This window comes from Micromonospora sp. NPDC007208 (assembly GCF_042869175.1).
In the GTDB taxonomy this organism is placed as follows: Bacteria; Actinomycetota; Actinomycetes; order Mycobacteriales; family Micromonosporaceae; genus Micromonospora; species Micromonospora foliorum.
This window is the reverse complement of sequence record NZ_JBIAFG010000023.1, coordinates 62,931-85,022: the sequence shown is the minus strand read 5'-3', so window position 1 is coordinate 85,022 and position 22,092 is coordinate 62,931. Positions and strand designations below refer to the sequence as shown.

At 71.4% G+C, this 22,092-nt stretch carries 18 protein-coding genes; 7 read left to right on the top strand and 11 right to left on the bottom strand.

Features of this window, described 5'->3' with window-relative positions:
- Positions 1–10 precede the first annotated feature (10 nt).
- Positions 11–1,327, top strand: coding sequence for a hypothetical protein (locus ACFYL6_RS31115; RefSeq protein WP_387176791.1), 1,317 nt, complete (start codon positions 11–13; stop codon positions 1,325–1,327).
- A 5-nt stretch (positions 1,328–1,332) separates the two neighbouring features.
- On the opposite strand, the gene ACFYL6_RS31110 is transcribed toward ACFYL6_RS31115, so the two are convergent.
- The 4 genes from ACFYL6_RS31110 to ACFYL6_RS31095 are packed head-to-tail and all read right to left on the bottom strand — an operon-like array spanning position 1,333 to position 6,312.
- Positions 1,333–2,532, bottom strand: coding sequence for a low temperature requirement protein A (locus tag ACFYL6_RS31110; protein WP_387176789.1), 1,200 nt, complete (start codon positions 2,530–2,532; stop codon positions 1,333–1,335).
- A 59-nt stretch (positions 2,533–2,591) separates the two neighbouring features.
- Entirely contained in the window at positions 2,592–3,158 is a 567-nt protein-coding gene (locus ACFYL6_RS31105) for a TetR/AcrR family transcriptional regulator (protein WP_387176787.1), read from the bottom strand.
- 52 nt (positions 3,159–3,210) lie between these two features.
- Positions 3,211–3,876, bottom strand: a complete 666-nt coding sequence (locus tag ACFYL6_RS31100) for a hypothetical protein (protein WP_387176785.1) — start codon at positions 3,874–3,876, stop codon at positions 3,211–3,213.
- 27 nt (positions 3,877–3,903) lie between these two features.
- Positions 3,904–6,312 (bottom strand): PEP/pyruvate-binding domain-containing protein, encoded by a 2,409-nt coding sequence (locus ACFYL6_RS31095; RefSeq protein ID WP_387176784.1) that lies wholly within the window; start codon positions 6,310–6,312, stop codon positions 3,904–3,906.
- A gap of 122 nt (positions 6,313–6,434) precedes the next feature.
- Between ACFYL6_RS31095 and ACFYL6_RS31090 the strand changes: the two genes are divergently transcribed.
- From ACFYL6_RS31090 to ACFYL6_RS31080, 3 genes are all read left to right on the top strand, one after another.
- The gene (locus tag ACFYL6_RS31090; RefSeq protein ID WP_387176782.1) at positions 6,435–7,094 is read left to right on the top strand and encodes a M23 family metallopeptidase; all 660 of its coding nucleotides are present in this window, start codon (positions 6,435–6,437) and stop codon (positions 7,092–7,094) included.
- A 74-nt stretch (positions 7,095–7,168) separates the two neighbouring features.
- Complete coding sequence (locus tag ACFYL6_RS31085; protein ID WP_238643562.1) at positions 7,169–7,399, top strand: DUF2188 domain-containing protein; 231 nt, start codon at positions 7,169–7,171, stop codon at positions 7,397–7,399.
- 161 nt (positions 7,400–7,560) lie between these two features.
- Positions 7,561–10,569, top strand: coding sequence for a fibronectin type III domain-containing protein (locus tag ACFYL6_RS31080; RefSeq protein ID WP_387176780.1), 3,009 nt, complete (start codon positions 7,561–7,563; stop codon positions 10,567–10,569).
- Between the two features lie 89 nt (positions 10,570–10,658).
- On the opposite strand, the gene ACFYL6_RS31075 is transcribed toward ACFYL6_RS31080, so the two are convergent.
- From ACFYL6_RS31075 to ACFYL6_RS31060, 4 genes are all read right to left on the bottom strand, one after another.
- Positions 10,659–11,642, bottom strand: coding sequence for a hypothetical protein (locus ACFYL6_RS31075; RefSeq protein ID WP_387176778.1), 984 nt, complete (start codon positions 11,640–11,642; stop codon positions 10,659–10,661).
- Positions 11,643–11,658: 16 nt separating this feature from the next.
- Complete coding sequence (locus ACFYL6_RS31070; RefSeq protein WP_387176776.1) at positions 11,659–12,204, bottom strand: hypothetical protein; 546 nt, start codon at positions 12,202–12,204, stop codon at positions 11,659–11,661.
- Positions 12,205–12,362: 158 nt separating this feature from the next.
- Positions 12,363–13,385, bottom strand: coding sequence for a DUF4331 family protein (locus ACFYL6_RS31065; RefSeq protein WP_387176774.1), 1,023 nt, complete (start codon positions 13,383–13,385; stop codon positions 12,363–12,365).
- A 159-nt stretch (positions 13,386–13,544) separates the two neighbouring features.
- Positions 13,545–14,804, bottom strand: a complete 1,260-nt coding sequence (locus tag ACFYL6_RS31060; RefSeq protein ID WP_387176772.1) for a family 16 glycosylhydrolase — start codon at positions 14,802–14,804, stop codon at positions 13,545–13,547.
- Between the two features lie 379 nt (positions 14,805–15,183).
- Here ACFYL6_RS31060 and ACFYL6_RS31055 point away from each other — a divergent pair, with 379 nt between their 5' ends.
- Entirely contained in the window at positions 15,184–15,582 is a 399-nt protein-coding gene (locus tag ACFYL6_RS31055; protein WP_387176771.1) for a hypothetical protein, read from the top strand.
- Between the two features lie 18 nt (positions 15,583–15,600).
- Here ACFYL6_RS31055 and ACFYL6_RS31050 read toward each other — a convergent pair whose 3' ends face one another.
- The 3 genes from ACFYL6_RS31050 to ACFYL6_RS31040 all read right to left on the bottom strand — a co-directional run bounded on the left by ACFYL6_RS31050 (position 15,601) and on the right by ACFYL6_RS31040 (position 19,474).
- Complete coding sequence (locus ACFYL6_RS31050) at positions 15,601–17,067, bottom strand: aminotransferase class V-fold PLP-dependent enzyme (RefSeq protein WP_387176769.1); 1,467 nt, start codon at positions 17,065–17,067, stop codon at positions 15,601–15,603.
- On the bottom strand, positions 17,057–18,742 hold the full coding sequence (locus ACFYL6_RS31045) for an ATP-binding cassette domain-containing protein (RefSeq protein ID WP_387176767.1): 1,686 nt from the start codon (positions 18,740–18,742) through the stop codon (positions 17,057–17,059). The genes ACFYL6_RS31050 and ACFYL6_RS31045 overlap by 11 nt, the downstream gene beginning before the upstream one ends.
- A 111-nt stretch (positions 18,743–18,853) precedes the next feature.
- The gene (locus ACFYL6_RS31040) at positions 18,854–19,474 is read right to left on the bottom strand and encodes a TetR family transcriptional regulator C-terminal domain-containing protein (RefSeq protein WP_387176765.1); all 621 of its coding nucleotides are present in this window, start codon (positions 19,472–19,474) and stop codon (positions 18,854–18,856) included.
- 68 nt (positions 19,475–19,542) lie between these two features.
- Here ACFYL6_RS31040 and ACFYL6_RS31035 point away from each other — a divergent pair, with 68 nt between their 5' ends.
- Positions 19,543–20,259, top strand: a complete 717-nt coding sequence (locus ACFYL6_RS31035) for an SDR family NAD(P)-dependent oxidoreductase (protein ID WP_387176764.1) — start codon at positions 19,543–19,545, stop codon at positions 20,257–20,259.
- Positions 20,260–20,445: 186 nt separating this feature from the next.
- Positions 20,446–21,624, top strand: coding sequence for a glutathione-independent formaldehyde dehydrogenase (locus ACFYL6_RS31030; protein ID WP_387176763.1), 1,179 nt, complete (start codon positions 20,446–20,448; stop codon positions 21,622–21,624).
- Positions 21,625–22,092: the final 468 nt, after the last annotated feature.

The window sequence follows — 22,092 nt, the reverse complement described above, 5'->3', positions numbered from 1 at the left end:
GAGAGCCACCATGACCGCGATCACCGCACTGCTCACCGCGTCCCTGCTGGTCCCGAACGTGGTGCCAGCCCCGACCGCCATGACCGCTGAGGCGGTCACCTGGACCACCGCGAACAGCGTCGCCACCGGCGACCAGGACCTGCCCTCCATCGCCATGAACCGCAACGGTCACGTCGCCGTGGTCTGGGAGGACGACCGGGACAGCACCGCCCCGGAGGACGACACCCACAGCGAGGTCTACCTGCGGCTGTTCCGCGACGGCACGCCCGCGTACGAGCTGAAGCTCTCTACCGGGGGGACCAGCGGGGCCGCCTGGCGGCACATCAGCCCCGACGTGGGGCTCGACGACCGGGGCAACGCCGTGGTGGTCTGGGCCGCCGACGGTGACGGCAACGGCGTCTACAACATCCAGTACCGGGTGGTGTCGCCCGCCGGCGCGGTGCTCGGCTCGGGGCAGGCCAACGCCAGCGACGCCGGCCAGCAGATCTGGCCGAAGGTCTCGGTCGACCCGGACGGCGCGCCCACCAACGCCGCCGCCGTCGGCTTCACCGTGGTCTGGGAGGACGTGCAGGGCACCGCTCCGGCCACCGTGAAGGCCGCCGGCTTCACCGCGGCCACCACCAAGGCGTACGAGGTGACGGCGTCGCAGACGACGGGTACGCACCACCGTCCCGACGTGGCCGTGTCCGCCTCCGGCGAGGCGCTCGTGGTCTGGGACGAGGACGCCGACGCGAACGGCTCGTACAACATCGGGCTGACCCGGCTGGCCCGGTCCAACGGGGCCGTGGCGCTGTCGCGGCGGACGGCCAACGCGCAGAGCGGCGGTCAGCAGCAGCGTGCCTCGGTGGCGGCGAACTTCGCCGGTGACTTCACCGTCGGGTGGGAGTCCGACCACACGGGCACCCGGGGTGTCTGGGCGCGATCGTTCACCGCGGCGGGCACGGCCCGACACGACGAGGTCCCGGTCTCCACCGGCACCGGTGCCATCGCTCCGGGGGTCGGCATCGACGACCAGGACAACGTGGTGGTGGGCTGGACGGTGTCCGGCGCCAACCCGGACGTCTGGGCGCGGGGTCTCAACCCGGACGGCACCTCGACCGGCCGGCTGGCGGCCCAGGCGCTGAGCCAGACCACGACGGGTCGCCAGGAGCACTTCGCGGTCGCCGCGTCGCCCTGGGGCGAGGTGAGCGTCTGCTACACCGACGACAACGACGGCAACGCCTTCGACCAGGTGCTCCTCGGCCTGGGGACGACGAACTCCACCTGGCTGATGACCGCCGACGAGCTGCGCCGACTGAAGGCACGGGCGGGCGTCACGACCCACTGAACCGGTCAGCTGGCCCGGGCTCCCTTGGCCCGGGTCAGCTGCTCGTAGAGCACCAGGGCGGCGAGGAAGACCACCAGCAGCCCGAGAGCGGCGAGCGCGGGCAGGGTCCGGGCCACCGGCACCAACAGGAGGACGACGCCGATCGCGACGAGCTGGCCCGGCGAGCTGCCGACGGTCAGCCGGAGGAACAGCAGACGACCGATGAGGTAGAGCGCGGTCCCGCTGTAGAGCACGGCGGTCGCCAGCCACCCCATCGGCTCCCCGGCAGGGTGCCGGGGCTGATCGGTCAGGCTCGCGAGGATCAGGTGGACGCCCAGGGCGAAGTAGACGACCCCGGCGACCAGCGGCAGGTGCGCCAGCGTGTACGCGTCCGACGCCAACTGTTGACGGCGTCGGGTGCGTGGCGAGGCCGAGGTCAGCACCTCCGCGGCGGCCGGGGCGACGCCCACGAAGTAGAGCCACCACAGGCACACGGTCGCGGCGAAGCCGAACACCGCGGCGAGCAGCACCGGCCAGGCGAGCACGGCCAGGCCCGCGCCGGCACCGGCCGACAGCAGGGACTCACCGAGCACGATGATCAGCACTAGACCGTGGCGTTCGGCGAAGTGGGCCCCGCTGCGGACCTCCCCGAAGCTGGCGGCGGTGGCGATCCGGCCACCGCCGAAGTCGACAAGGAACGCCACGGCCCACAGCACGGCCTGCGCGGTCCCGCCGAGGAGGGCTCCCACCAGCAGCGGGGCCCAGGCGAGTGTGGTGGACACGGCGAAGCGCAGGGTCTGCCGGCGGTACTGCGGGTTGCCGGACGAGGCGTAGGTCATCAGGCCGAGGTGCAGCCCGCGGACCACGATGTAGGCGATGGCCAGGGTGAGCGGCGGGCTCAGCACCCCGTCGTGGCGCTGCCACGCCTGCGGGATCACCAGCGCGGCCACGAAGATGGCGGCCATCGCCGCGAGCATCCCGGCCAGCACGGGCCCGTTGTCGGCGCGGACCTGGTTGCCCAGCCAGGTGTAGCAACTCCACGTGTACCAGAACCAGAGCAGAAGCAGCAGCCCCTGGTAGAGCGTGAGGGGCCCCAGCGACTCCGCCATGAAACCGATGAGCCTCGTCAGCGCGAAGACCAGGACCAGGTCGAAGAAGATCTCGAAGGTGGTGGCCCGGTGTGCCTCCTCGACCAGCACCGGCCGGGACCGGTGGACGCGGCTCATCCGCTCATCCTGGTCTGTGCGGTTCGGTGTCCGGGGACTAACGGCCAGCTAGGACAGGATCAGTCGAAGAGCAGGTCGAGGTGGGCGTCCAGGGCGCCCAACGCCTGTTCGGCGGTGTACTGCCCGCCCAGCAGGTAGACACCGAGCCCCTCCATCAGCGCCAGCAGGCCGGTCGCGGCGGCGGCACCGTGGTGGCCGGGCAGGACGCTGGCGATGAACCCGGTGAACTGCGCGGTGTCCTCGTGCAGGCGGGGCGCGGTCGACGGCCGCACCGCCGTGTAGGCGAGGAACGCGAGCGCCACCCGCCCGTCGTCGCGGGTGCGCTCGTCGAGCGGCAGCAGCGCGGCGAGCATCGTGCGCAGCAGCAGCCGAGGCGATGGGCTCTCGCCCAGCCGCGTCACCGCCTCGGTGACCCGGAGTTGGCTGCGCTCGCGCACCACGCTCAACGCGAACGCCATCATCTCGTCCTTGGTCCGGAAGTAGTGCTGGACCATCCCGGCGGACACGCCGGCCGCGGCGGCCACGTGTCGGAGGCTGACCGCCTCCAGGCCCTGGTCCGCGGCGACCCGCATCAGCGCGTCCGCGATGAGGGTGCGTCGCTCCTGGTGATCGACCTTCTTGGGCATGGCCTCGATCGTTTCACAGTGGGTGGTCCGGACACTCCGCCAGCGGCGGCGGTCACCGGCTGATGGTGTGGCCCACGGGGGTGCCCCGCGCGCTGCGGAGCAGGCCGTCCGGGTCGTCGGCGTACAGTCGCAGCTCGTTCATCGGCGTCGACCCGGTCTTCGGCAGGTCGAAGGTCAGCGGCCGGCGCAGCAGGACGTCGATGCTGGTCTGGCTGCCGACCGCGATGGACACCACCCGACGGTCGCCCTCCTGCTCGACCTGCACCGACCTGCTCGACGGCAGCGAGCGGTAGCGCTTGCGCAGGGCCTCGACGTCCGTCCACGGGATCCAGATGTCGATGCCCCAGCTGAGCCGCACCCGCAGGCCCCGGTCGCCCACGACGTGGGGATGAATCGTCATGCTGGCGAACAGGCCGATCATCCAGAGCAGACCCCAGATGCCGAGGCCCAGCACGATCCAGCGGGCGGGCCGCCACGGCACCACGTGGGTGACCACGATGTCGAAGATCGGGATCTCCACGACCGACAGGCCGATGAAGATGCCCAGGATCGGCTTGACCACGCCGAGGTAGCCGAACGGCTCGTCGCCGGGCTCCAGCGGCAGTGGGCGGCGGCGCGCCCACACGTACAGGCTGCGCCACGTCGCGGCCTCGGCCTCGGCCGCCCGACGCAGCAGCGGGCCCACCCGAGCCCTGGTCGGCGTCCTGGTGTCGGTCATGGTCGTCCTTTCGCTCGGGGCCGACGGTCAGTGCAGCGTGACGCTTCCGGCGCCGCCGTCCACGGTGACGAGCTGGCCCGTGGCGATGGTCCGGGTGGCGTCCGGCACGCAGATGACGGCGGGAATGCCGTACTCACGGGCCACCGTCGGGCCGTGCGCCATGATCGCGCCGGTCTCGGTGACCAGCGCCGCCGCGGTGAGGAACAGCGGGGTCCAGCCGGGGTCGGTGGTCGCGGCCACCAGGACGTCGCCGGGCTCGACGTGGGCGGTGGCCGGGTCGTGGACGACCCGGGCGGGGCCGGTCACCCGGCCCGCCGACGCGCCCACTCCGGCGAGCGTCCCGTCGCCGGCCGGCGCCACCGACAGGACGGCCTCGACATCGGTGCCGTCGGAGAGCAGCGCCACCGGCACCGTCCGACGCCGCAGCTCCCGGCGGTGCACCGCCCGTCGGGCGGTGACGGTGTCGCGCAGATCAACACCCTGGTGTACGACGGTGTGCACCTCGTCGACGGTCAGGAACATGATGTCGTCGGGCTGGTCCAGCAACCCGGAGCCGTGCAGGTCGGCGCCGATGAGCAACAGTTGGCGGCGTGTCTCCCGCAGCGGGTACAGCCCGGCGAACTTGCCGGCCTCGCGCAGGCCGGCCAACGACCGCGCCCGGCCCAACAGGAAACCGGCCACCCTGCCCCGCACCGGCCGCCGACGGCGCGCTCGGGCGACCACCTCGCGCAGCGCTGTCTCCGCGGCCGACGCGGCCCGCTGGAAGCGCTGGTCGGGACCCTGCTGCGGATCGGTGACCCGCAGGTAGTTGGCGACCGCGGCGAAGACCGGCGTGGGGTCCTCCGCCCAGCGCGGCACCCCGAGGTCGACTTCGGCGACGCCCCGGTGACCGTAGACGTCCAGGAAGGCCGTCATGCCGATGTCGGGCAGCGTGCCGCGCAGGTAGCGCGCGGCCAACTCGGTCGGTGGGGTGTCGAGGAGAAGCTGGCGGTGCTCACCCACGCCCTGGGCGAGCCGCCACAGGGCCAGGTCCATCTCGATGGTGACGTTGTGCGGCATGCCGCCCAGCACGGTGTGGATCTCGTCCGGGCCGGCGACACCCTTGAGCAGGGCGGTCGGCAGCGCGGCGGCGAGCATCCCGGCGACGATCGGCCACATGATCGCGTCGGCGCTGTCGTCGGCGTCGGCGTCCTGGGCCTGCACGAAGCGCAGCCGGTCGGCGGCGGTACGCAGGTCGGCGGGGGCGGCTGAGCGTACTCTCAGCTGCTCGATCGCCTCGAACATCCGGGTCCGCGCGGCCTCGGGACGGGTCAGCGCCCGCAGGATCCCCACCACCGCGCGGCCGGCCGTCCGCAGCGACGCGGCCCCCGATGCCCCGCCCCGCCGGGCTCCGCCGTTGGTCGGGGCGAACCGGGGATCCGCCAGCACGTGCTGCATCACCGCCTGGGCGCGCGGCCCGAAGTCGACAGCCAGGAGCTTTACCAGCCGCTTGCGGGACGACCGGTCGCGCGCCAGGTCGGTCAGGTCGCCGTAGAGGCGACCGCCGATGTCGACGATCTCGACCCGCACCCCGAGCGCGGCGAGCATCGCGGCGATCTGTGTCCGCAGGGTCGACATGCCCATCGGGGTGACCGGTTGCAGCATGCCCTGGACGTGCCCGAACTCCAGGTAGACGCGGGGGAGGGGCTTCTCGCTGCGCGGTGGGGCGGGGAACAGGCTGGTGATCGGCCGGGACTGGAGGAGCCACAGCACGTCGTCCGCGTCGATCGCCCACTCGACATCCTGGGGGCGGCCGAAGTGGGCCTGCAACCGTTCGCCGGTCGCGCCGAGGCGGGCCAGCTGCGCGGAGGTGAGGCATCCGGTGTCGGTGCGCGGGACACCGTCGAGGACGTAGTGGTCGACGGCCGTCGCGCCGTCCACCACGGTCGTGCCGAGGCCGGGTGCGGCGTCGACGGCCATCTCGTCGCGACGCCCGGTCAGCGGGTTCGCGGTGAACAGCACCCCCGCCACCGCGGGTGTGACCATGCGCTGCACGACGACGGCCATCCGCGCCGCCCGGTGGTCGATCTGGCGGGCGTCGCGGTACGCGGTCGCGCGGTCGCTGTGCAGCGAAGCCCAGCACTTCTCGATGGCGGCGATCAGCTCGACAGTGCCGGTGACGTTGAGGACGGTGTCCTGCTGTCCGGCGAAGCTCGCGTCCGGCAGGTCCTCGGCCGTGGCGCTGGAGCGGACCGCCACCGGGCCCGCGCCGAGCCGCTCGTACGCGGCGACGACCTCGGCCGTGGGGATGACGCCGAGCCGGTGTGCCTCGGTGGTGACGCAGAAACCCTCGGGGACCTGCTCGCCGTGCCGGATCAGCTCGCCCAGCCCGGCCGCCTTGCCGCCGACCAGGGCGGTCATGGCGGCGGTCACCTCGGACAACGCGATCACGTGCATGGCAACCCGCTCTCTTTGCAATACAACTGCATTGGCTTATGACCGTACCTCCTTCACGATGCGACTGCAATGTCACCGTTGCGGGGTGCGACCTCGGGGCCGGGGTGTTGCCGGGATCTGCCATGCTCGGGCCGGTGACGACCGGCCGCCCGACCACAGCCCGTTCCCACCGCCGCCCTCGAAGCCGCGCCATCCGCGTCGTCCTCGCGCTCGTCGCGGTGGCGGCCGTCCTGGGCATCGCGGTGGTCGTGGTGCCGATGCTGCGACCGGCGGGGCCGCGCCCGCTCTTCCAGATGCCGGTGACCTGCGGCGAGACGTGGCAGCTCAGCACCTACCCCGGTCACGACGACTACGACGTCGACTTCTTCCCGACCGAGGGCGAGACGTGGGGGCGGCCGGTGCTCGCGTCGTACGGCGGCACGGTCACCGTGGCGGGTATCAACGGTTCCCTGGGCGGCCGCACCCCGGAGAACCCGGACGGTCCACGGGGGCGCGGCGGCGGCTACTGGGTGAAGATCGACCACGGCGGCAAGTGGGAGACGCAGTACCTGCACATGCTCGAACCGCCACTGGTCACCGTCGGTCAGAAGGTCGCCCAGGGTGACCAGATCGGGCGGCTCGGCAGCACCGGCAACTCCGGTGCGCCGCACCTGCACTACGAGCAGCGCCGCGGCTGGGAGAAGGTCGAGACCCACTTCGACGGTACGCCGTCGGGCATCACCACCGACGAACGCGAACAGATCCTCCGGCGGGTGAGCAACAACTGCCCGGCTGTCTCCTGAGGACCGCAGTTTGCCCGGCACGGCTCTGGGGCACTGATTCGGGGGACAGTTCAGACGCAGGGAGGGAGCCAGCCATGGCCAAGGGTGACGTCGAGACCTACCACGAGGACGGGCAGTGGAAGAACAAGCCGGAGGGCCACGAGCGGGCCAGCAGCACGCATGACGTGAAGGCCGACGCGCAGGCCCAGGGGCGCGAGATGGCGGCCGACCGCGGCGTCGAACACGTGATCAAGAAGCAGGACGGGACGATCGGGGAGAAGAACACCTACCCCCGCAGCCGCGACCCTCGGGACATCGAGGGCTGACGCCTCCTATTTCAGCGGACCGACCTCCTCGGCGTGACCGAGAGGGGGTCGGTCCGCTTTTGCGCGCCTGGTGTCGAGCCAATTTGTCCCCGTCCAAGAAGTATGGGGGTTTTCGGGGGATATAGTCCGGATCGGGACTGGAGTGAAAGCTGGGAGTGGGCATGTCGTTTCGGGGCCGCCGTCGTCCGAGCAGCATCGCAGCGCTGGCGGTGGCGGTGACCGTCGGCGCTCTCGCGGTCGCGCCACTGCCCGCGTCGGCGGCCGGTTCGGTCCTGTTCGACCAACCGTTCCACAACAACACCGCGAACGGCATCGGCCCGGTGGCGGTCCCGGCTGTGCCCGGCCTCCTCGCCACCAACGCCGCCTGCCTGAGCGCGGCGGGCAACTCCACCGCCGGCCCGCTGCTCAGCTGCACCAGCTCCACCGAACCGCAGGGCTCCGGCAAACTGCGCCTCACCCCCGCCGCCATCACCCGTCAGGGTGGGGTGTTCGGCGCGGTGAGCGTGCCCACCTCGCAGGGACTGCACGTCACCTTCAACACCTACCAGTACGGCGGCATCAACCCGGGGGCGGACGGCCTCGCCTTCGTCCTGGCCGCCGTCGACCCCGCCAACCCGAGACCCCCGTCCACCCTCGGCCAGCCGGGCGGCTCGCTGGGCTACTCGGCGGCGTTCAACGGCGGCTCGGTGGGACTGTCCAACGGCTACCTGGGCATCGGGCTGGACGTCTTCGGCAACTTCAGCAACAGCCTCTACCAGGGCACCGGTTGCACCAACCCGCCGTACATCTCGACCACGAACACGCGGGTCCCCGGCCAGGTGGTGATCCGCGGACCGGGCCGCAACGGGGTCGGCTACTGCGCGATCAACAGCACCGCCACCAACACGTCCTCGCCGGCGCTCGCGTTGCGCGCCGCCACCCGACCCGCCTCGGTGGTGCCGGTCGAGGTGGTCGCCAACACCACCTCGTCGCCGTTCACCACCGACACCGGCATCACCGTTCCGGCCGGGGAGTACCGGGTCAGGTTCACCCCGGTCGGCGGCGCGGCGCGGACGCTGGCCGGCAGCCTCCCGGTCGTGTCGCCCGCCCTGTATCCGTCGCCGACCTGGCTCAACGCCAGCGGCTACCCCCGGCAGCTCGCCTTCGGCTGGGTCGGCTCGACCGGCTCGGTCACCGACTTCCACGAGGTCGACAACGCTCGCGCGGTCAGCTTCAACCCGGTACCGGACCTGAACGTGGCGCAGACCAGCGCGGTCGGCGCCAACCCGCAGCCCGGTGACCCGGTCACCTACTCGATCACCGCAGGGGTCGACGCCGGCACCACCGAGACCGCGCCGATCTCGGTCACCCAGACCGCGCCCACCGGTGTCGTCCCGCGCGCCGCGTACGGCTCCGGTTGGGTCTGCGCCGCACCGTCCGGACAGACCATCACCTGCACCAACAGCAACGGCCCGTTCGCCGGCGGCGCCTCCCTGCCGCCCATCACGGTCGTCGCGACCGTCACCGGCACCGCCGTGACGCCGACGCAGATCCAGACCGCGACGGTGGCGACCTCGTCGTCGATCGACGCGAACCCGGGTCTGGCCACCAGCACCACGCCGGTCGCCCCGGCCACCGCACCCAGCGGCGTCACCGTCACCCCGGCCCAGAGTTCGGTCTCCGGGGGCATCCCGGTCACCGTCGCCGGCAGCAACCTCACCGGAGCGACCGCGATCACCATCGGTACCGCCGCCGAACAGCAGGCCGGCACGTCGGTGCTGCTGGTGCCGTGCACCGCCGGCCCGGCCGCCGGCTGCTTCACCGTGAACCCCGAGGGGTCCCTCGCCATCTCCGCGATGCCCGCCCGGTCCAGCCCGGCGACGGTCACGGTCAGTGTCGTCACCCGAGGCTCCGCCGGGTCGGCGAACTTCGTCTACGCGTCCACTCCGGGCACGCCGACCACGCCCACCGCGGTCGCGGGCGTCACCAGCGCCACCGTGAGCTGGACCGCGCCGGCGAACAACGGCAGCCCGATCACCAGCTACCTGATCACCCCGATCCGGGACGGGGTCACCCAACCGACAGTCACCTTCGACGCCTCCACCACCAGCCGCACCCTGACCGGGCTGACGGCCGGCGCGTCGTACGCCTTCCGGGTGGCGGCGGTGAACGCGTTCGGGACCGGCGTGGCCAGCCCACCCTCGGCGGCGGTGGTCCCGTACACGCTGCCGGCGGCGCCGACGAACACCTCGGCCACCGCGGGAACCAACGCCGCCACGGTGAGCTGGACGGCCCCGGCCAACGGGGGGTCGCCGATCACCGGCTACACAGTGACGCCGTATCTCGGCGGGGTGGCGCAGACTCCGCGGGTCTTCAGCGGAACCGCCACGACCCAGGTCGTTCCCGGGCTGACGGCCGGCGCCACGTACACCTTCCGGGTGGCCGCGACGAACGCCGCCGGGACCGGCCCACTGTCGGCCCCCTCCGGGTCGGTGACGGTCAACGCGCCGCCGACGCTGACCTTCGCTCCGCCCCCACCCGGCAAGGCGTACGACCCGTACCAGTGCCAGCTGACGGTGACCGGCGGCACGGCCCCGCTCACCTGGTCGGTCAGCGCCGGGAGTCTCCCCGCCGGGCTGACCCTCGACCCGGTCACCGGCCTGCTCTCCGGCACGCCCACCGTGTCCGGGACGTTCCCGTTCACCGTCCGGGTGACCGACTCGTTCGATCAGTCCGCGACCCGACCGGTCGAACTGGTCATCACCCCGCTCGGTGGGCTCTCCATCAGCGTCCCGGCGATCTCGGCACTCGGCACCGTCACCTCGGGCACGACCGGTGTCTCGGGCCAACTCGGCCCGGTGACCGTCACCGACGACCGCGGGCCGTTCTCCGGTAACTGGGTCAGCGTCGTCACCAGCACCAACTTCACCACGGGTTCCGGCTCGGGCGGCGAGACCATCCTCAACAGCAACATCACGTACGCCTCCGGGCCCGCCCTTGCCAGCACCGGGGTCGGATCCTTCGTCCCGCAACCAGGGGCGGTGCTGAACACCCCGCGTACGGCCGCCGGGTGGTCCGGCCAAGCGGGAGGCCCGAACTCCGCCACCTGGAACCCCACCCTGTTGCTGACCCTCCCGTCCGAGGTGGTGGTCGGCGACTACGTGGCGGTAGTGACGCACTCCGTCATCTAGTGCGGCTGGCTGTCCACGACCCGACCCCGCCGGACGTCGCTGCCCGGCCGTTCCGGGGAACGACCGGGCAGTCTCTGCGGCTGGGTCGGTCAGGCGAGCCGGGTCCGTTGCCGGCGGAGGAGGTACCAGCCGGCGAGGGTGATCAGCACCAGCAGGGCGACCCCGCCTATCGCGTACACCAGCCAGCTCGGCCCCGTGGACGTCGCGACCGTCATGGGCGCCGCGACGGGCAGGACGATCTTCCCGGTCGCGGTGCGCTCCACGGTGCCGCTGGCGAGCTTCGCGTGCACGTCCCAGGTTCCGGCGGGCAGCGCCTGGTTGACCTCGATCCGAACCTGACCGCTCTGGCCGGGCAGGATCGTCACGCCGTTGGTCACCTTGAACGGCCCGGCCTGGATCGCCGCCTTGGTCAGCGACAGGGTGCCGGTCATGTCCACTGCGCGTTCGCCGGTGTTGGTGACCTTCGCGGTGACCACGGGGAACTCGCCGGTGCCGGGCTCGGCGGCCAGCCCGTCGATCCGGAAGTCCGTCGGCGGCTCACCACCCGGACCGATGTCGAGGTAGACCCGGATGCCCACCCGGTGGATCTGGGTGACGTTGCCGCTGCGTTCCTTGGTGCTGGTGACCTGCGCCCAGATCGCGCCGTACCGCTCGCCCTTCGATGCCTTCCTCGGCACGGCGACCTCGACCTCGACCGGTCGTCGCTCGCCCGGGTCCAGCTCCATCGTGGCGGTCCTCAGCCGGATCCACCCGCTGAGTTCGTTGCCCGCGCGGCCGTCGGGCACGGTGAAGGCGCTGTTCTCCACCGACGCGGCGCCGGAGTAGAACTCGACCTTCTGCGTCTCGGCGGAGGTGTTCTGCACCTCGACCCGACGGTTGATGGTCGTCCCGGGCTTCAGGTGGTCCACGATGTAGACCCGGGCACGAGGGTCCTGCACCCGGCTGGCCGGGACGTCCAACACGCGGATGCTGATGGCGGCCTCCTCGGCCGGCTCCTGTCGCTGCTCCCGCACGGCAACGGCTGGTGCCGCCGAAACCCCGAGCACCACGAGGGCGACCGAGGCCAGCAGCACCAGCCGGCCGAGCGGCTCAGAACACCGAATGTGTCACCGTCCCCGTGTAGACACCCTCGACGGTGCCGACGGGCACGTTCACCACCAGCGTGGGGTTCCAGGTGGCGAAGTTGTTGCCGGTGCCGCCGGTGTGGCTCATCGCCGTCCGGGGGACGTTGATGATCACTGCTTGGGCGGCGGTCGGCTGACCCGGTGTGAAGGTGCCGCCACCGGCGGTCGCTGTCGCGGGGCCCGACCAGTACAGGACGTTGATGTTGGGGATCGTCTCCCCGGACGTGCCGCCGCCCGTGACGAAGTCGGTGGAGATGACGTTGGCAGTCCAGTTGGGGGTGAGCGAACCGCGCTGGTCCAGCACGGTGACCGGGCCGAGTTGGCCGGAGACGGTCGAGCCCTCCACGCCGTGGCCGATGTTCGCCGTCGCCGGCACCGTGATGGACAGACCGCCGGCGGCGTCGACGGTGAGGGTCACGATCGTGTCGCCCGTCGTGTCCGCGGCAGCCGGCCCGGCGAGCGCGATGACGGCGGCGATACCGGCCACGCCCGCGAGAATCTTTCTACGCATCGAGTCTCCTTTGTCCTAAATAACCCTGAGAAGCACTTAAGAGACTAACTACGCAAAACGCCCACACGGGCCGGAATGGGGCGAGCATCACCCGGTGGTCGGGAGGGCGCACGGCAAGGGCTCGGCGCCGTGTTGGCCGCCGAGCCCCGCGAGCAGATTCAGGCCGCGACCACGTACGGGAACGTGGTCGAACGGGCGGCCTTCGTGATCTCCGAGGTGAGACCGGCTGTGGTACCGGTGTTGAGGACCAGGGAGAACATCACCTCGGGCGCGTTGTCCGCCAGGGTGCGCCCGTTGCGGACCGCGAAGCCGAAGTTCGCGGCCGTGCCCACCTTGTACGACAGCAGGTCGGGGTAGAGCTGCCGGGCGACGCTCCAGCCGTACGCCTGCGGGTCCGGCGCGGTGCCGTTCGCCTTGACCACCCCGGCGACCGCGTTCGCGATCTCCTCGCCGCCTTCGGTGAGGTCGTTGCTGGGGTGCCGGAAGTTGGCGGGGTTCGAGAAGTCGGTGTCGTGGGGCCAGAAGATCGGCCACATCATCGGGTGGCCGGCGCGGTTGATCTGGCGCCAACCGCCGGCGTCGGTGGCCAGCATGGTGCGACACCACACGCCGATCTCGGTGCCGTCGCGCAGCAGTGGCTCGTCGTGGGAGACCTCGAGGACGATCGACTCGACGGTGGTGCCGGCGAAGCTGTTCTTGGCCTGGTCGACCCGCCACGCCGAGCGGTCCACCCGCGAACCGTTCTTGACCGCGCCGTTGATGGTGGCGAGTTCGTCGAGGTCGATGAAGAAGGGGTCGGTGATCCGGCCGGCCCAGATCCGGACGTTGCCACCGGTCGTCACCTCGCCGGTTCGCCCCTCGGCGATGGGGGTGCCCATCGCGGCGTCGTCGCGGGCGTCGGCTCCGGTGAGCTCGTACAACTGGAGGGTCTGCCGGGCGTTGCCGTCCGGCTCGCCGAAGGCGAACCGGTAGGTGAGGTCCTCCACCTCGGTGCCATTGATATGAATCTTGATCTCGTAGCGCGCCTCGGCGTGGAAGCCGCGCTTGATGTCGGCCTTGGTCACCGAGCTGTTGACGTCCATGACGAACACCGTTGCCCGGTCACCGTTGAAGACGTACAGGTCGTCGATGTACAACTGTCCGCCCTGGGCGGCCAGCGGGGTATCGAGGTGGTGCGACATGAGCTCACTCCCGGAACTGCCGGATTTTGGACTAATCCGAACATAGTGGTCGTAAGCCCGGACTCTCCGCCCATCGAGCCAATCCGGCCCGCGGAGGCGAACGCGGCGGTGGGCCGCCAGAGTTGTCCTCGGACGGCCCACGCCTTCGTGCCCGTGTCGTCAGATGCGAGACCACTTCTGGTTGGCGGCGCCGAGGCAGTCCCACAGGTGCAGCTTGCCGCCGTTGTTCGGGTTGGCGTCCCGTACGTCCACGCACTTGTTGGCGTTGAGGTTGACTAGGTCGCCGGCGGCGTTGAGGGTGAAGCGTTGCGCGGTGTTGCCGTTGCAACTGACCAGGTTGACCTCGGTGCCGTTGGCGGTGCCGGCCCAGGCCGGGTCCATGCACTTGCCCATCGCGCGGACGGTCCCGTCGGAGGCGAAGGTCCAGCTCTGGGCCGCGCTGGTGTTGCAGTCCCAGATCTGGAGTTTGGCGCCCTCGACCGGGTTGGCGCCGGGGATGTCGATGCAGCGACCGCTCTGCGCGCCCCTGATCCGGTTGGTGCCGGGGGTCGGTTCGCCCCCACCCCCCGAGGTGTAGCTGGACACCCGGACGTAGTCGACGAGCATCTGCTGCGGGAACTGGGTCGAGCCGTCCGGGTAGCCGGGCCAGTTACCACCGACCGCCACGTTGAGGATCATGAAGAACGGGTGGTCGAACACCCAGCGGTTGCCGCCGAGCCGAGCGGGATCGACCCGGTGGTACTGCACCCCGTCGACGTACCACGTGATGACGTTCGGCTCCCAGTCCACCCGGAAGGTGTGGAAGGTGTCGGCGAGCGGCGCGCCGAGGGTGCGGCTGCCCGTGATGCCGCCGCCACCGGAGTAGCCGGGCCCGTGCACGGTGCCGTAGACGGTGTTGGGCTCCCGGCCGATGTTCTCCATGACGTCGATCTCGCCGGCGTCGGGCCACCCGCCGCCGGTGCCGAGCATCCAGAAGGCCGGCCAGATGCCCTGACCGCGCGGGATCTTGATCCGGGCCTCGAATCGCCCGTACGTCTGGGTGAAGGTGGCCGCCGTCAGCAGCCGCGCCGAGGTGTACTCGCAGCGCCCGTAGTGGCACTGGTAGTTGGCGGGGTTGTCCCGGCGGGCGGTGATGACCAGGTTGCCCTGGCCGTCGTGGACGGCGTTGCTGGTGCTGTTCGTGTAGTACTGCCGTTCGTTGTTGCCCCAGCCGCTACCGCCGATGTCGAACCGCCACTTGCTCTGGTCGACGGGCGTGCCGGCGGGGGAGTTGAACTCGTCCTGCCAACTGATGGGGCCGATGGCGGCCTCGGCCCGGTCGGGATACGCCGGGACGACGAGCGCCGTCGCGGTCGCGACGAGGGCGACCGCCAGGAGTACGAGGGGGCGGAAGCGGAGGCTGGGCCGGGCTGTGAACACGGGAGGCTCCTCAGCTTGGGGGTGGTGGAGGCGGTTTACGGGGATAGAGAGCGCTCTCTAAAGCGAAGCATGTCGATATCATGACTTTCTGTCAAGAGTGTTTCCAATATCACGACCGTCCGTTACCGCCCGATGCTGACCAGTGAGCGGTGAAGTGCCGACCCCGGTCGTCACCGAGCGATTGATCGATGTCTCCGAGATGGACGGCGCCGACTTGTCGAAGGAGTTCGGCGCCGGCCGAGGGTTACTCGATAGCGGTCGAATCGACCCTTCCTATTGCCGTGGGGCGTCCACGCGGGACAGGATGACGAGGCGTGCCGGAAACGTTCCCGTAACCTGCGCGCTGCTGGTCTCTGTCACAAGGAAGTGGGAGTCAGTCATGAGCGAGGCGTCGACGGCGCTGGGTGTGCGCCTCTACCCGGATCTGGTCGAGCGGGGTGGTCTGGCCCCCGCGCTCATCGAAACCGCTGCCCGGCACGGGCTCGATGTCGGCCGGGTGACCGCGCCAGAGCAGGGGCGGGCCCGGTTCACCTGCGCCGAGCTGCACTCCGACGAGGGTGTGGTCTGCGTCGGGCTGGGATCGCAGGCCCGATACTTCATGATTGACCTGCGCGTCTCGGGCGAGGTTCTCGCGCGCGGTGACGTCATGGACCTGGCGCAGGTCGCCCAGGTGGCCGCGGCCTGGCGGGCCGGCCTGACCTTCGCCGAGCTGACCGCCCGGTTCCCGTTCATGGAGGAGATCAAGCACCGCCCGGCGCCGGTGGCCCAGGTCAGCTAGTCGGCGCGGTCGGGCAGGTCAGCAGCGCAGCCGAGGTGGCAGCGGTGACTCGGTACCGACCTCCCGATTGAGGTAGGTCGACTGGGCGAAGTCGACGAAGCGCTCCGCGTCGGTCGCCGTGGAGGCCAATCCGAACGAGACCCGGACCGCGCCGCCCGTCGGCAGACGCAGCGCGGTGAGGTACTGGTCGATCGTGTCGACCCCGGCCAACAGCCGCTGCCGCGTCGACCTCCGGCTGATGCCGAACGCGCCCTCGCCCGCGCCCGGATTGCAGAAACAGCCGGTACGCAGGGAGAAGCCCGCGGCGGCCGCCTCCCGTGCGACGAGCCGCTCGTCGACAAGCGTGCCGTCCGGCTGGCGGAGGTTGAACGTCACCGTCCCACCGCGCCCCGCACCCGTGGTCGGCCCGTACACCTGGACCAGCGGCCCGCCGGTGTCGTGCCGCAGGGTGGCCAGCCGCGCCAGCAGCCACTCGGTGAGCAGGCTGACCCGGGCGTGGACGAGGTCCACGCCGATCGAGTCGAGCCAGCGCAACCCGAACTCCACGTCCGGGATGCTCAGGAAGTTGAGCGTGCCGTCCTCGAACGCCGACTCGTCGTCCATCGGCCGGTGCCAGTCGCCCTGCACGCTTACCGCGCGGATGGTGCCGCCGGCGAACCACGGACGGCGCAGCCGGGCCAGCGCCGTACGGCGGGTCAGCAGCGCGCCGACCCCGGTGGGGTAGCCGAAGAGCTTGTACCAGCTCAGGCACACGAAATCCGGCCGGACGACGCTGAGGTCCAGTCGGTTCGTCGGCGCGAAGGCGGCAGCGTCGAGCAGCACGTCGTAGCCCCTCTGGTGGGCCAGCTCCACCCAGCCCAGCGGGTGCTGCACCCCGGAGAAGTTGCTCTGCGCCGGAAAGGCGAACAGCCCACGGCGACCGGGCCGACCCCACCGTCGGGCCAGACTGCCCCGGCCGGCGTCGAGCGCCGCCACCAGATCCGACTCGGCGACCCGCAGCTCCGGTCCGCTGAGCGGCACGTAACGCACGGACGCGCGGGCCGAGCGGGCGTACTCGCGGATGCCGTTGACCGAGTTGTGGTTGTCCCAGGTCAGCACCAGCGGCGCGGCCCGGCCGAAGTCGTACGCCTCGCCGACCAGCCGAGAGGCGCCGCTGGCGTTTGGAGTGAAGACGACCGCGTACTCGGCCGGGTCGGCGCGGAAGAAGTCGAGCACCGCGCGTCGCGCCGACTCCACCAGCGAGCCGGCCGCCACGCTCGTGGGGTTCTCCGAGTGGGGGTTGCTGTACAGGCCGGCGAGCAGCCGGTCGTGGTGGGCGCGAACCTGGGCCCGGGCCGCCACCCCGGCGCCGGCGTAGTCGAGGTACACCTGCCCGTCGGTGTCCAGGTGTCGGTACTCGGTGGCGCGCAGCTCGTCGATCCGGCCGGTGGCGGCGTATCCCGGCAGCGCCGTGGGCGAGGCGTGCGGCGTCGGGTCAGGACGCACGACGGGGATCCCGTCGGAGCAGGACCACCCAGGCCGCGCCCAGGAAGAGCAGCACGAAACCGCCGAGCACCAGCCAGTCGACCCACACCGGCCGGGAGAAGCTGTCGCCGTACGTGGCCAGCAGCGGCGGGCCGAGCGGGGAGCCGCCGTCGCGCCAGAGCCGCTCCACCCCGGCGGTGTGCCCCAAACCCTCGAACGCCCACCGGTTCGACATCGCGTAGCTGAGCCACTGCCCGCCGGCCGCCATGGCCGGCACCGGCAGGATCGCGCCGACGAACAGCACCTGCGGGAAGCAGAGCATCGGCAGCATGAGCGTCGCCTGGGCCGCGTCGGACACGGCCGCCGAGCAGAGCAGACCGAGGGCGAGCGCCGCCGCCGAGGAGAGCAGCAGGGTCGCGTACAGGGCGGCGAAGTCGGCGCCGCCGACCGGCGGCAGCCGGTCCATGCCGCGCAGCACCCCGAGCAGGGCCAGGTCCACCAGGGCCAGCAGCGGCAGCAGCACCGCGACCTTCGCCAACAGGTACGGGAGCAGCCGGACACCGGCCAGCCGCTCCCGGCGCAGGATCGGCAGCTCGGTGCAGATCTGGAGGAGACCGTAGGTCAGCCCGAAGAAGAAGCCGCCGAACGCGATCCAGAACAGGATCATCACGGTCACCGTCGGGCTGGGTCTGGTCGGCTCGAACGCCCCGGGACGGAACAGCAGCGCGAACATGCCGAGCACCATCAGCGGCGAGCCGAGCAGGATCGCCAGGGTCAGCCGGTTGCGGACGACGATCTCCGCGTTGCGCGCGGTGAGGACCGCCCACTGGCGCAGCCGGCCGACGCGCCGGGGCGGCGTCGCGGCGACCTCACCGTCGTCAAAGGTACGAGGCGACTGCTCGGCCGCTCGCTGTTCGGCGAAGCGATCGGGCCACTCGCCGGGTTGTGCCGCCTCGTCGAGCCGGAGGTGCACCTCGACGAGGGACCGCAGGCTGAAGAACTCGCGGGCGGCGGCCGGGGTGCCGGTGAACGCCAGACGACCCTGACGGGTCAGCACGACGACCCGGTCGCAGTGGTCCACGTCGGTGACCTGGTGGGTGGTCAGCACGACGGTGGCGCCCGTGTCGGCGAGCGCGCGGAGCACCCGGAGCAGCTCCACGGCGATCGCCGGGTCCAACCCGGAGGTGGGCTCGTCCAGGAAGAACACGCCGGGTCGGGTGAGCAGCTCGACGGCGATGCTGGCGCGTTTGCGTTCACCGCCGCTGAGCAGGCCGACCGGCGTGGCGGCCCGGTCGGTCAGTCGCAGCTCGGCGAGCACCTCGGCGACCCGGTCACCGATCTCGGCCGGCCCGGTGGTGGAGGGCAGGCGCAGTCGGGCGGCGTACCGCAGGGTGCGGGCCAGGGGCAGCTCGCGGTGGATGATGTCGTCCTGCGGAACGACGCCGATGGTGCCGGCCGCGGCGGCGCCGTCGTACGTCACGGTGCCCACCGCCGGTTGCTGCACCCCGGCGAGAAGCTCCAGCAGGGTGGTCTTACCGGCGCCGCTGGCACCGATGATCGCGACCAGCTCGCCCGGCGCGACGCTCAGCGAGATGTCGGCCAGGATCTGGCGACCGTTCCGGACGCTCTGGCCCAGCCCCTGAGCGGCGATGCCGACACCGGTACGCGGGGGAGACGTGGTCTGCTCGGTCGTCATGTCGAGTGCTCGATCCGGTCGGGAGTGGTCCGCCTGAATATCGTGCCCCGCCGATGCTACTGAGCGACCGCGCAGTCTGCCCGCAGTGGACGGTCAGCGACCGTCGTCCGTTCAGCCGGTGGTGGTCCGCGCCTGTGCCGGCACCTGGAGGAGGTCCAGGCAGTTGCGCCACAGCGTCTCCAGCTGGGTCGGGTCGTTGAGCAACTTCGCGAGCAGGACCCGACCCTCGATCTGGGCGACGATCGATCGGGCGGCCTCCCGGCTGTCGACCGCCGGGCCCGCCAGGCCGCGCTCCTTCGCCTCGACGACGACCTGCTCGATGAGGCTGATCTGCTCCTCGAAGATCTCCTGGAGCCGACTGCGGATCTCCTCGGCCTGGTTGCTGAGTTCGAGGGCGAGGTTGCCGAACAGGCAGCCCGCGACCACGCCAACTTTCTGCTGGCCGACGCGCTGGACTTCCTCGGTGGCCTCGAACAGGTCCCGGAGCCGCTGGAGCGGGTCGCGCTCGCTGCCGAGCAGCTGCTCCCACTGGCGGCGCTGGGTGGCCCAGTGCTCGTCGATGACGGTGCGGGCGAGCGCCTGCTTGGACTCGAAGAAGTAGTAGAAGCTGCCCTTCGGCACGCCCGCCACCGCGCAGATCTCGGCCACGCCGAGCGCGGTGTAGCCGCGCTGCTCGATCAGCGTGGCGGCCGCGTCGAGGATCTTGTTCTTCGCGTCACTGGTCCGACCCATGCCTCGACGATACACGACCGGTCGGCTAGCTTTTAGTAGACCAGTCGTCTAGTGGAAGTGGCTTCCTCATGAACAGCAGTCAGGGACAGAAGGTCGTCGTGATCACCGGGGCCTCCCAGGGCATCGGCGCCGACCTCGTGGACGCCTACCGCAAGCTCGGGTACGGCGTCGTGGCGACCTCACGGTCGATCGGCGCGTCCGACGACCCGGAGATCGTCACGGTCCGGGGTGACATCGCCGAGGCCGACACCGCCGAGCGGGTGGTGCGTGCCGCGCTGGACCACTTCGGGCGGATCGACACCCTGGTGAACAACGCCGGCGTCTTCGTCGCCAAGCCGTTCACCGACTACACCGACGAGGAGTTCGACCTGGTCACCAAGGTCAACCTCGCCGGGTTCTTCCACCTCACCCGACGCGTCCTGCCGCACCTGCTGGCCGGGGGTTCGGGGCACATCGTCAGCATCACGACCAGCTTCGTCGACCAGCCCAGTTCGCACGTTCCGTCGGCGCTCGCGTCCCTGACCAAGGGTGGTCTCAGCTCCGCCACCAAGTCCCTGGCCATCGAGTACGCGGCCCGGGGCGTACGCGTCAACGCCGTCGCGCCCGGCATCATCAAGACCCCGATGCACCCGGTCGAGACGCACGAGACGCTCGCCGGCCTGCACCCGGTCGGCCGGATGGGCGAGACCAGCGATGTGGTCGACGCCGTGCTCTACCTCGAGTCGGCACCGTTCGTCACCGGCGAGATCCTGCACGTCGACGGGGGCCAGAACGCCGGTCACTGACCCGCGGGCCGTCCGCACCGGTGGTGCGGACCGGGTCCGGCGGCGGCCGGTGCGACACCCCGCGGGGGTAGGTGAGCGATGTGGCCACCGCCTCGCGCGCCGGGTGGAGCACCGGCCGCCGCGGGCAGGCATGAACGGCCCAGTCGGGGGAAGACCGGCCGTCCACCGCCGAACAGGAGAGCCGGGATGAGAGCCGTCGTCTACACGGACGTCCGGACGGTCGCGGTGCGGGAGGTGCCCGACGCGACAGTGGAGGCGGAGACCGACGCGCTCGTGCGGATCACCTCCACCGCCCTGTGCGGCACCGACCTGCACATGTACGACGGCCGAACCAGCGCCGAACCCGGCCTGGTGCTCGGTCACGAACCGCTGGGTGTGGTGCAGGAGGTGGGCGCCGCGGTGCAGACCGTCCGGCCGGGCACGCGGGTGGTGGTCCCCACGCACCTGTTCTGCGGGACGTGTGTGATGTGTGCTCGCGGGCTCTCGGCGGCCTGTCTGCGGGCCCGGGCCGAGGGGCCGGGCGCGGCGTACGGGTACGCGGGGATGGGTCCGTACCGGGGTGCGCAGGCCGACCTGCTGCGGGTGCCGTGGGCCGACGCCAACTGCGTACCCCTGCCCGGTGAGCCAGGGGACGCGTACGAGGACGACTTCGTGCTGCTCGCCGACGCGTTCGTCACCGGGTGGCACGCCGCGGCCACCCTCGCCGGGGTCGAGCCCGGTGACACCGTGGCGGTGTTCGGCGCCGGCACCGTCGGTCTGCTCGGCGCCTACTCGGCGCTGCTGCGAGGTGCCCGGGTGGTGTACTCCGTCGACGGTGTCGACGCCCGACTCGACAAGGCCGGCGAGATCGGCGCCGTGCCGATCGACTTCCGCCGGGGCGACCCGGTCGAGCAGATCCGCGCCGACCGGGCCCGGACCGGGCTGCCGCTCGGCGAGGAGAAACTGGGCGGAGTCGACAAGGTCATCGACGCGGTCGGGTTCCAGGCCCGCGACCGGGAGCACCCCGACCGCGAGCGTCCGAACCAGGTCATCGCCGACGCGGCCCGGCTGGTCAACGTCGCTGGCGCGATCGCGGTCGCCGGCGTTTTCCCGGACCGGGACCCACACCCCGGCCCCGGCGCGGACGGCCACGAGAACCTCGTCGCGCCGTGGGGAGCGCTGTTCAGCAAGGGGGTCGCGGTCCGGTTCGGTCGCACCCACGACCGGCGCTACACCGTCCTGCTGCGGGACCTGGTGGTCGCGGGCCGAGCGCGGCCCAGCATGATCGTCACCCACCACGGCACCCTGGCCGACGCCCCCGAGCTGTATCGCCACTTCGACCGGCGGGAGCACGGCGTGATCAAGGCGGTGCTGCACCCCAGCTGACCGGCCTGCCCGTCGCGGTCCGCCGTGATCAAGGCGGTGCTGCACCCTCCGCCGACCGGCCTGCCCGTCGCGGCGTGCCGCCACGAACTGCGCGTAAGGGACGCCGGGGCACTGACCTGGCGTCCGGTGCCCACCCCTGCGAGCTGACGACGGCCGATGCATCCGACCGGTAGAGGCGTGGGTCACACCACCAGCCCGAGGTTCGTGTCGGCGGCTCGCGTACGACGCTGGGCCGGTGCCCGATCACCATCGTTCGATGGGCCGGTCTGTGCGCCAAGCCGCCGGCCGCGCCCTCCCCGCAGTGTCTTGCCTGGTGGGAAAGCTGCGGGTAGCGGCGGGGGTCGATCGGGGCGTTGTCGCAGGTCGGCGTCGGCGCTGTGGCCGGACGGAGGCGCCGGGAGGGGCTGCGGTGGCCGATGTGGCAGGCGAACACTCTGCCACATCTATATTGCCGGATTGTTACTTTTT

Excerpts from the sequence above, each read along its gene's own strand:
- ACFYL6_RS31115 (WP_387176791.1), top strand. The coding sequence starts at position 11 with ATGACCGCGATCACCGCACTGCTCACCGCGTCCCTGCTGGTCCCGAAC.
- ACFYL6_RS31110 (WP_387176789.1), bottom strand. The coding sequence starts at position 2,532 with ATGAGCCGCGTCCACCGGTCCCGGCCGGTGCTGGTCGAGGAGGCACAC.
- ACFYL6_RS31105 (WP_387176787.1), bottom strand. The coding sequence starts at position 3,158 with ATGCCCAAGAAGGTCGATCACCAGGAGCGACGCACCCTCATCGCGGAC.
- ACFYL6_RS31100 (WP_387176785.1), bottom strand. The coding sequence starts at position 3,876 with ATGACCGACACCAGGACGCCGACCAGGGCTCGGGTGGGCCCGCTGCTG.
- ACFYL6_RS31095 (WP_387176784.1), bottom strand. The coding sequence starts at position 6,312 with ATGCACGTGATCGCGTTGTCCGAGGTGACCGCCGCCATGACCGCCCTG.
- ACFYL6_RS31090 (WP_387176782.1), top strand. The coding sequence starts at position 6,435 with ATGCTCGGGCCGGTGACGACCGGCCGCCCGACCACAGCCCGTTCCCAC.
- ACFYL6_RS31085 (WP_238643562.1), top strand. The coding sequence starts at position 7,169 with ATGGCCAAGGGTGACGTCGAGACCTACCACGAGGACGGGCAGTGGAAG.
- ACFYL6_RS31080 (WP_387176780.1), top strand. The coding sequence starts at position 7,561 with ATGTCGTTTCGGGGCCGCCGTCGTCCGAGCAGCATCGCAGCGCTGGCG.
- ACFYL6_RS31070 (WP_387176776.1), bottom strand. The coding sequence starts at position 12,204 with ATGCGTAGAAAGATTCTCGCGGGCGTGGCCGGTATCGCCGCCGTCATC.
- ACFYL6_RS31065 (WP_387176774.1), bottom strand. The coding sequence starts at position 13,385 with ATGTCGCACCACCTCGATACCCCGCTGGCCGCCCAGGGCGGACAGTTG.
- ACFYL6_RS31055 (WP_387176771.1), top strand. The coding sequence starts at position 15,184 with ATGAGCGAGGCGTCGACGGCGCTGGGTGTGCGCCTCTACCCGGATCTG.
- ACFYL6_RS31045 (WP_387176767.1), bottom strand. The coding sequence starts at position 18,742 with ATGACGACCGAGCAGACCACGTCTCCCCCGCGTACCGGTGTCGGCATC.
- ACFYL6_RS31040 (WP_387176765.1), bottom strand. The coding sequence starts at position 19,474 with ATGGGTCGGACCAGTGACGCGAAGAACAAGATCCTCGACGCGGCCGCC.
- ACFYL6_RS31035 (WP_387176764.1), top strand. The coding sequence starts at position 19,543 with ATGAACAGCAGTCAGGGACAGAAGGTCGTCGTGATCACCGGGGCCTCC.
- ACFYL6_RS31030 (WP_387176763.1), top strand. The coding sequence starts at position 20,446 with ATGAGAGCCGTCGTCTACACGGACGTCCGGACGGTCGCGGTGCGGGAG.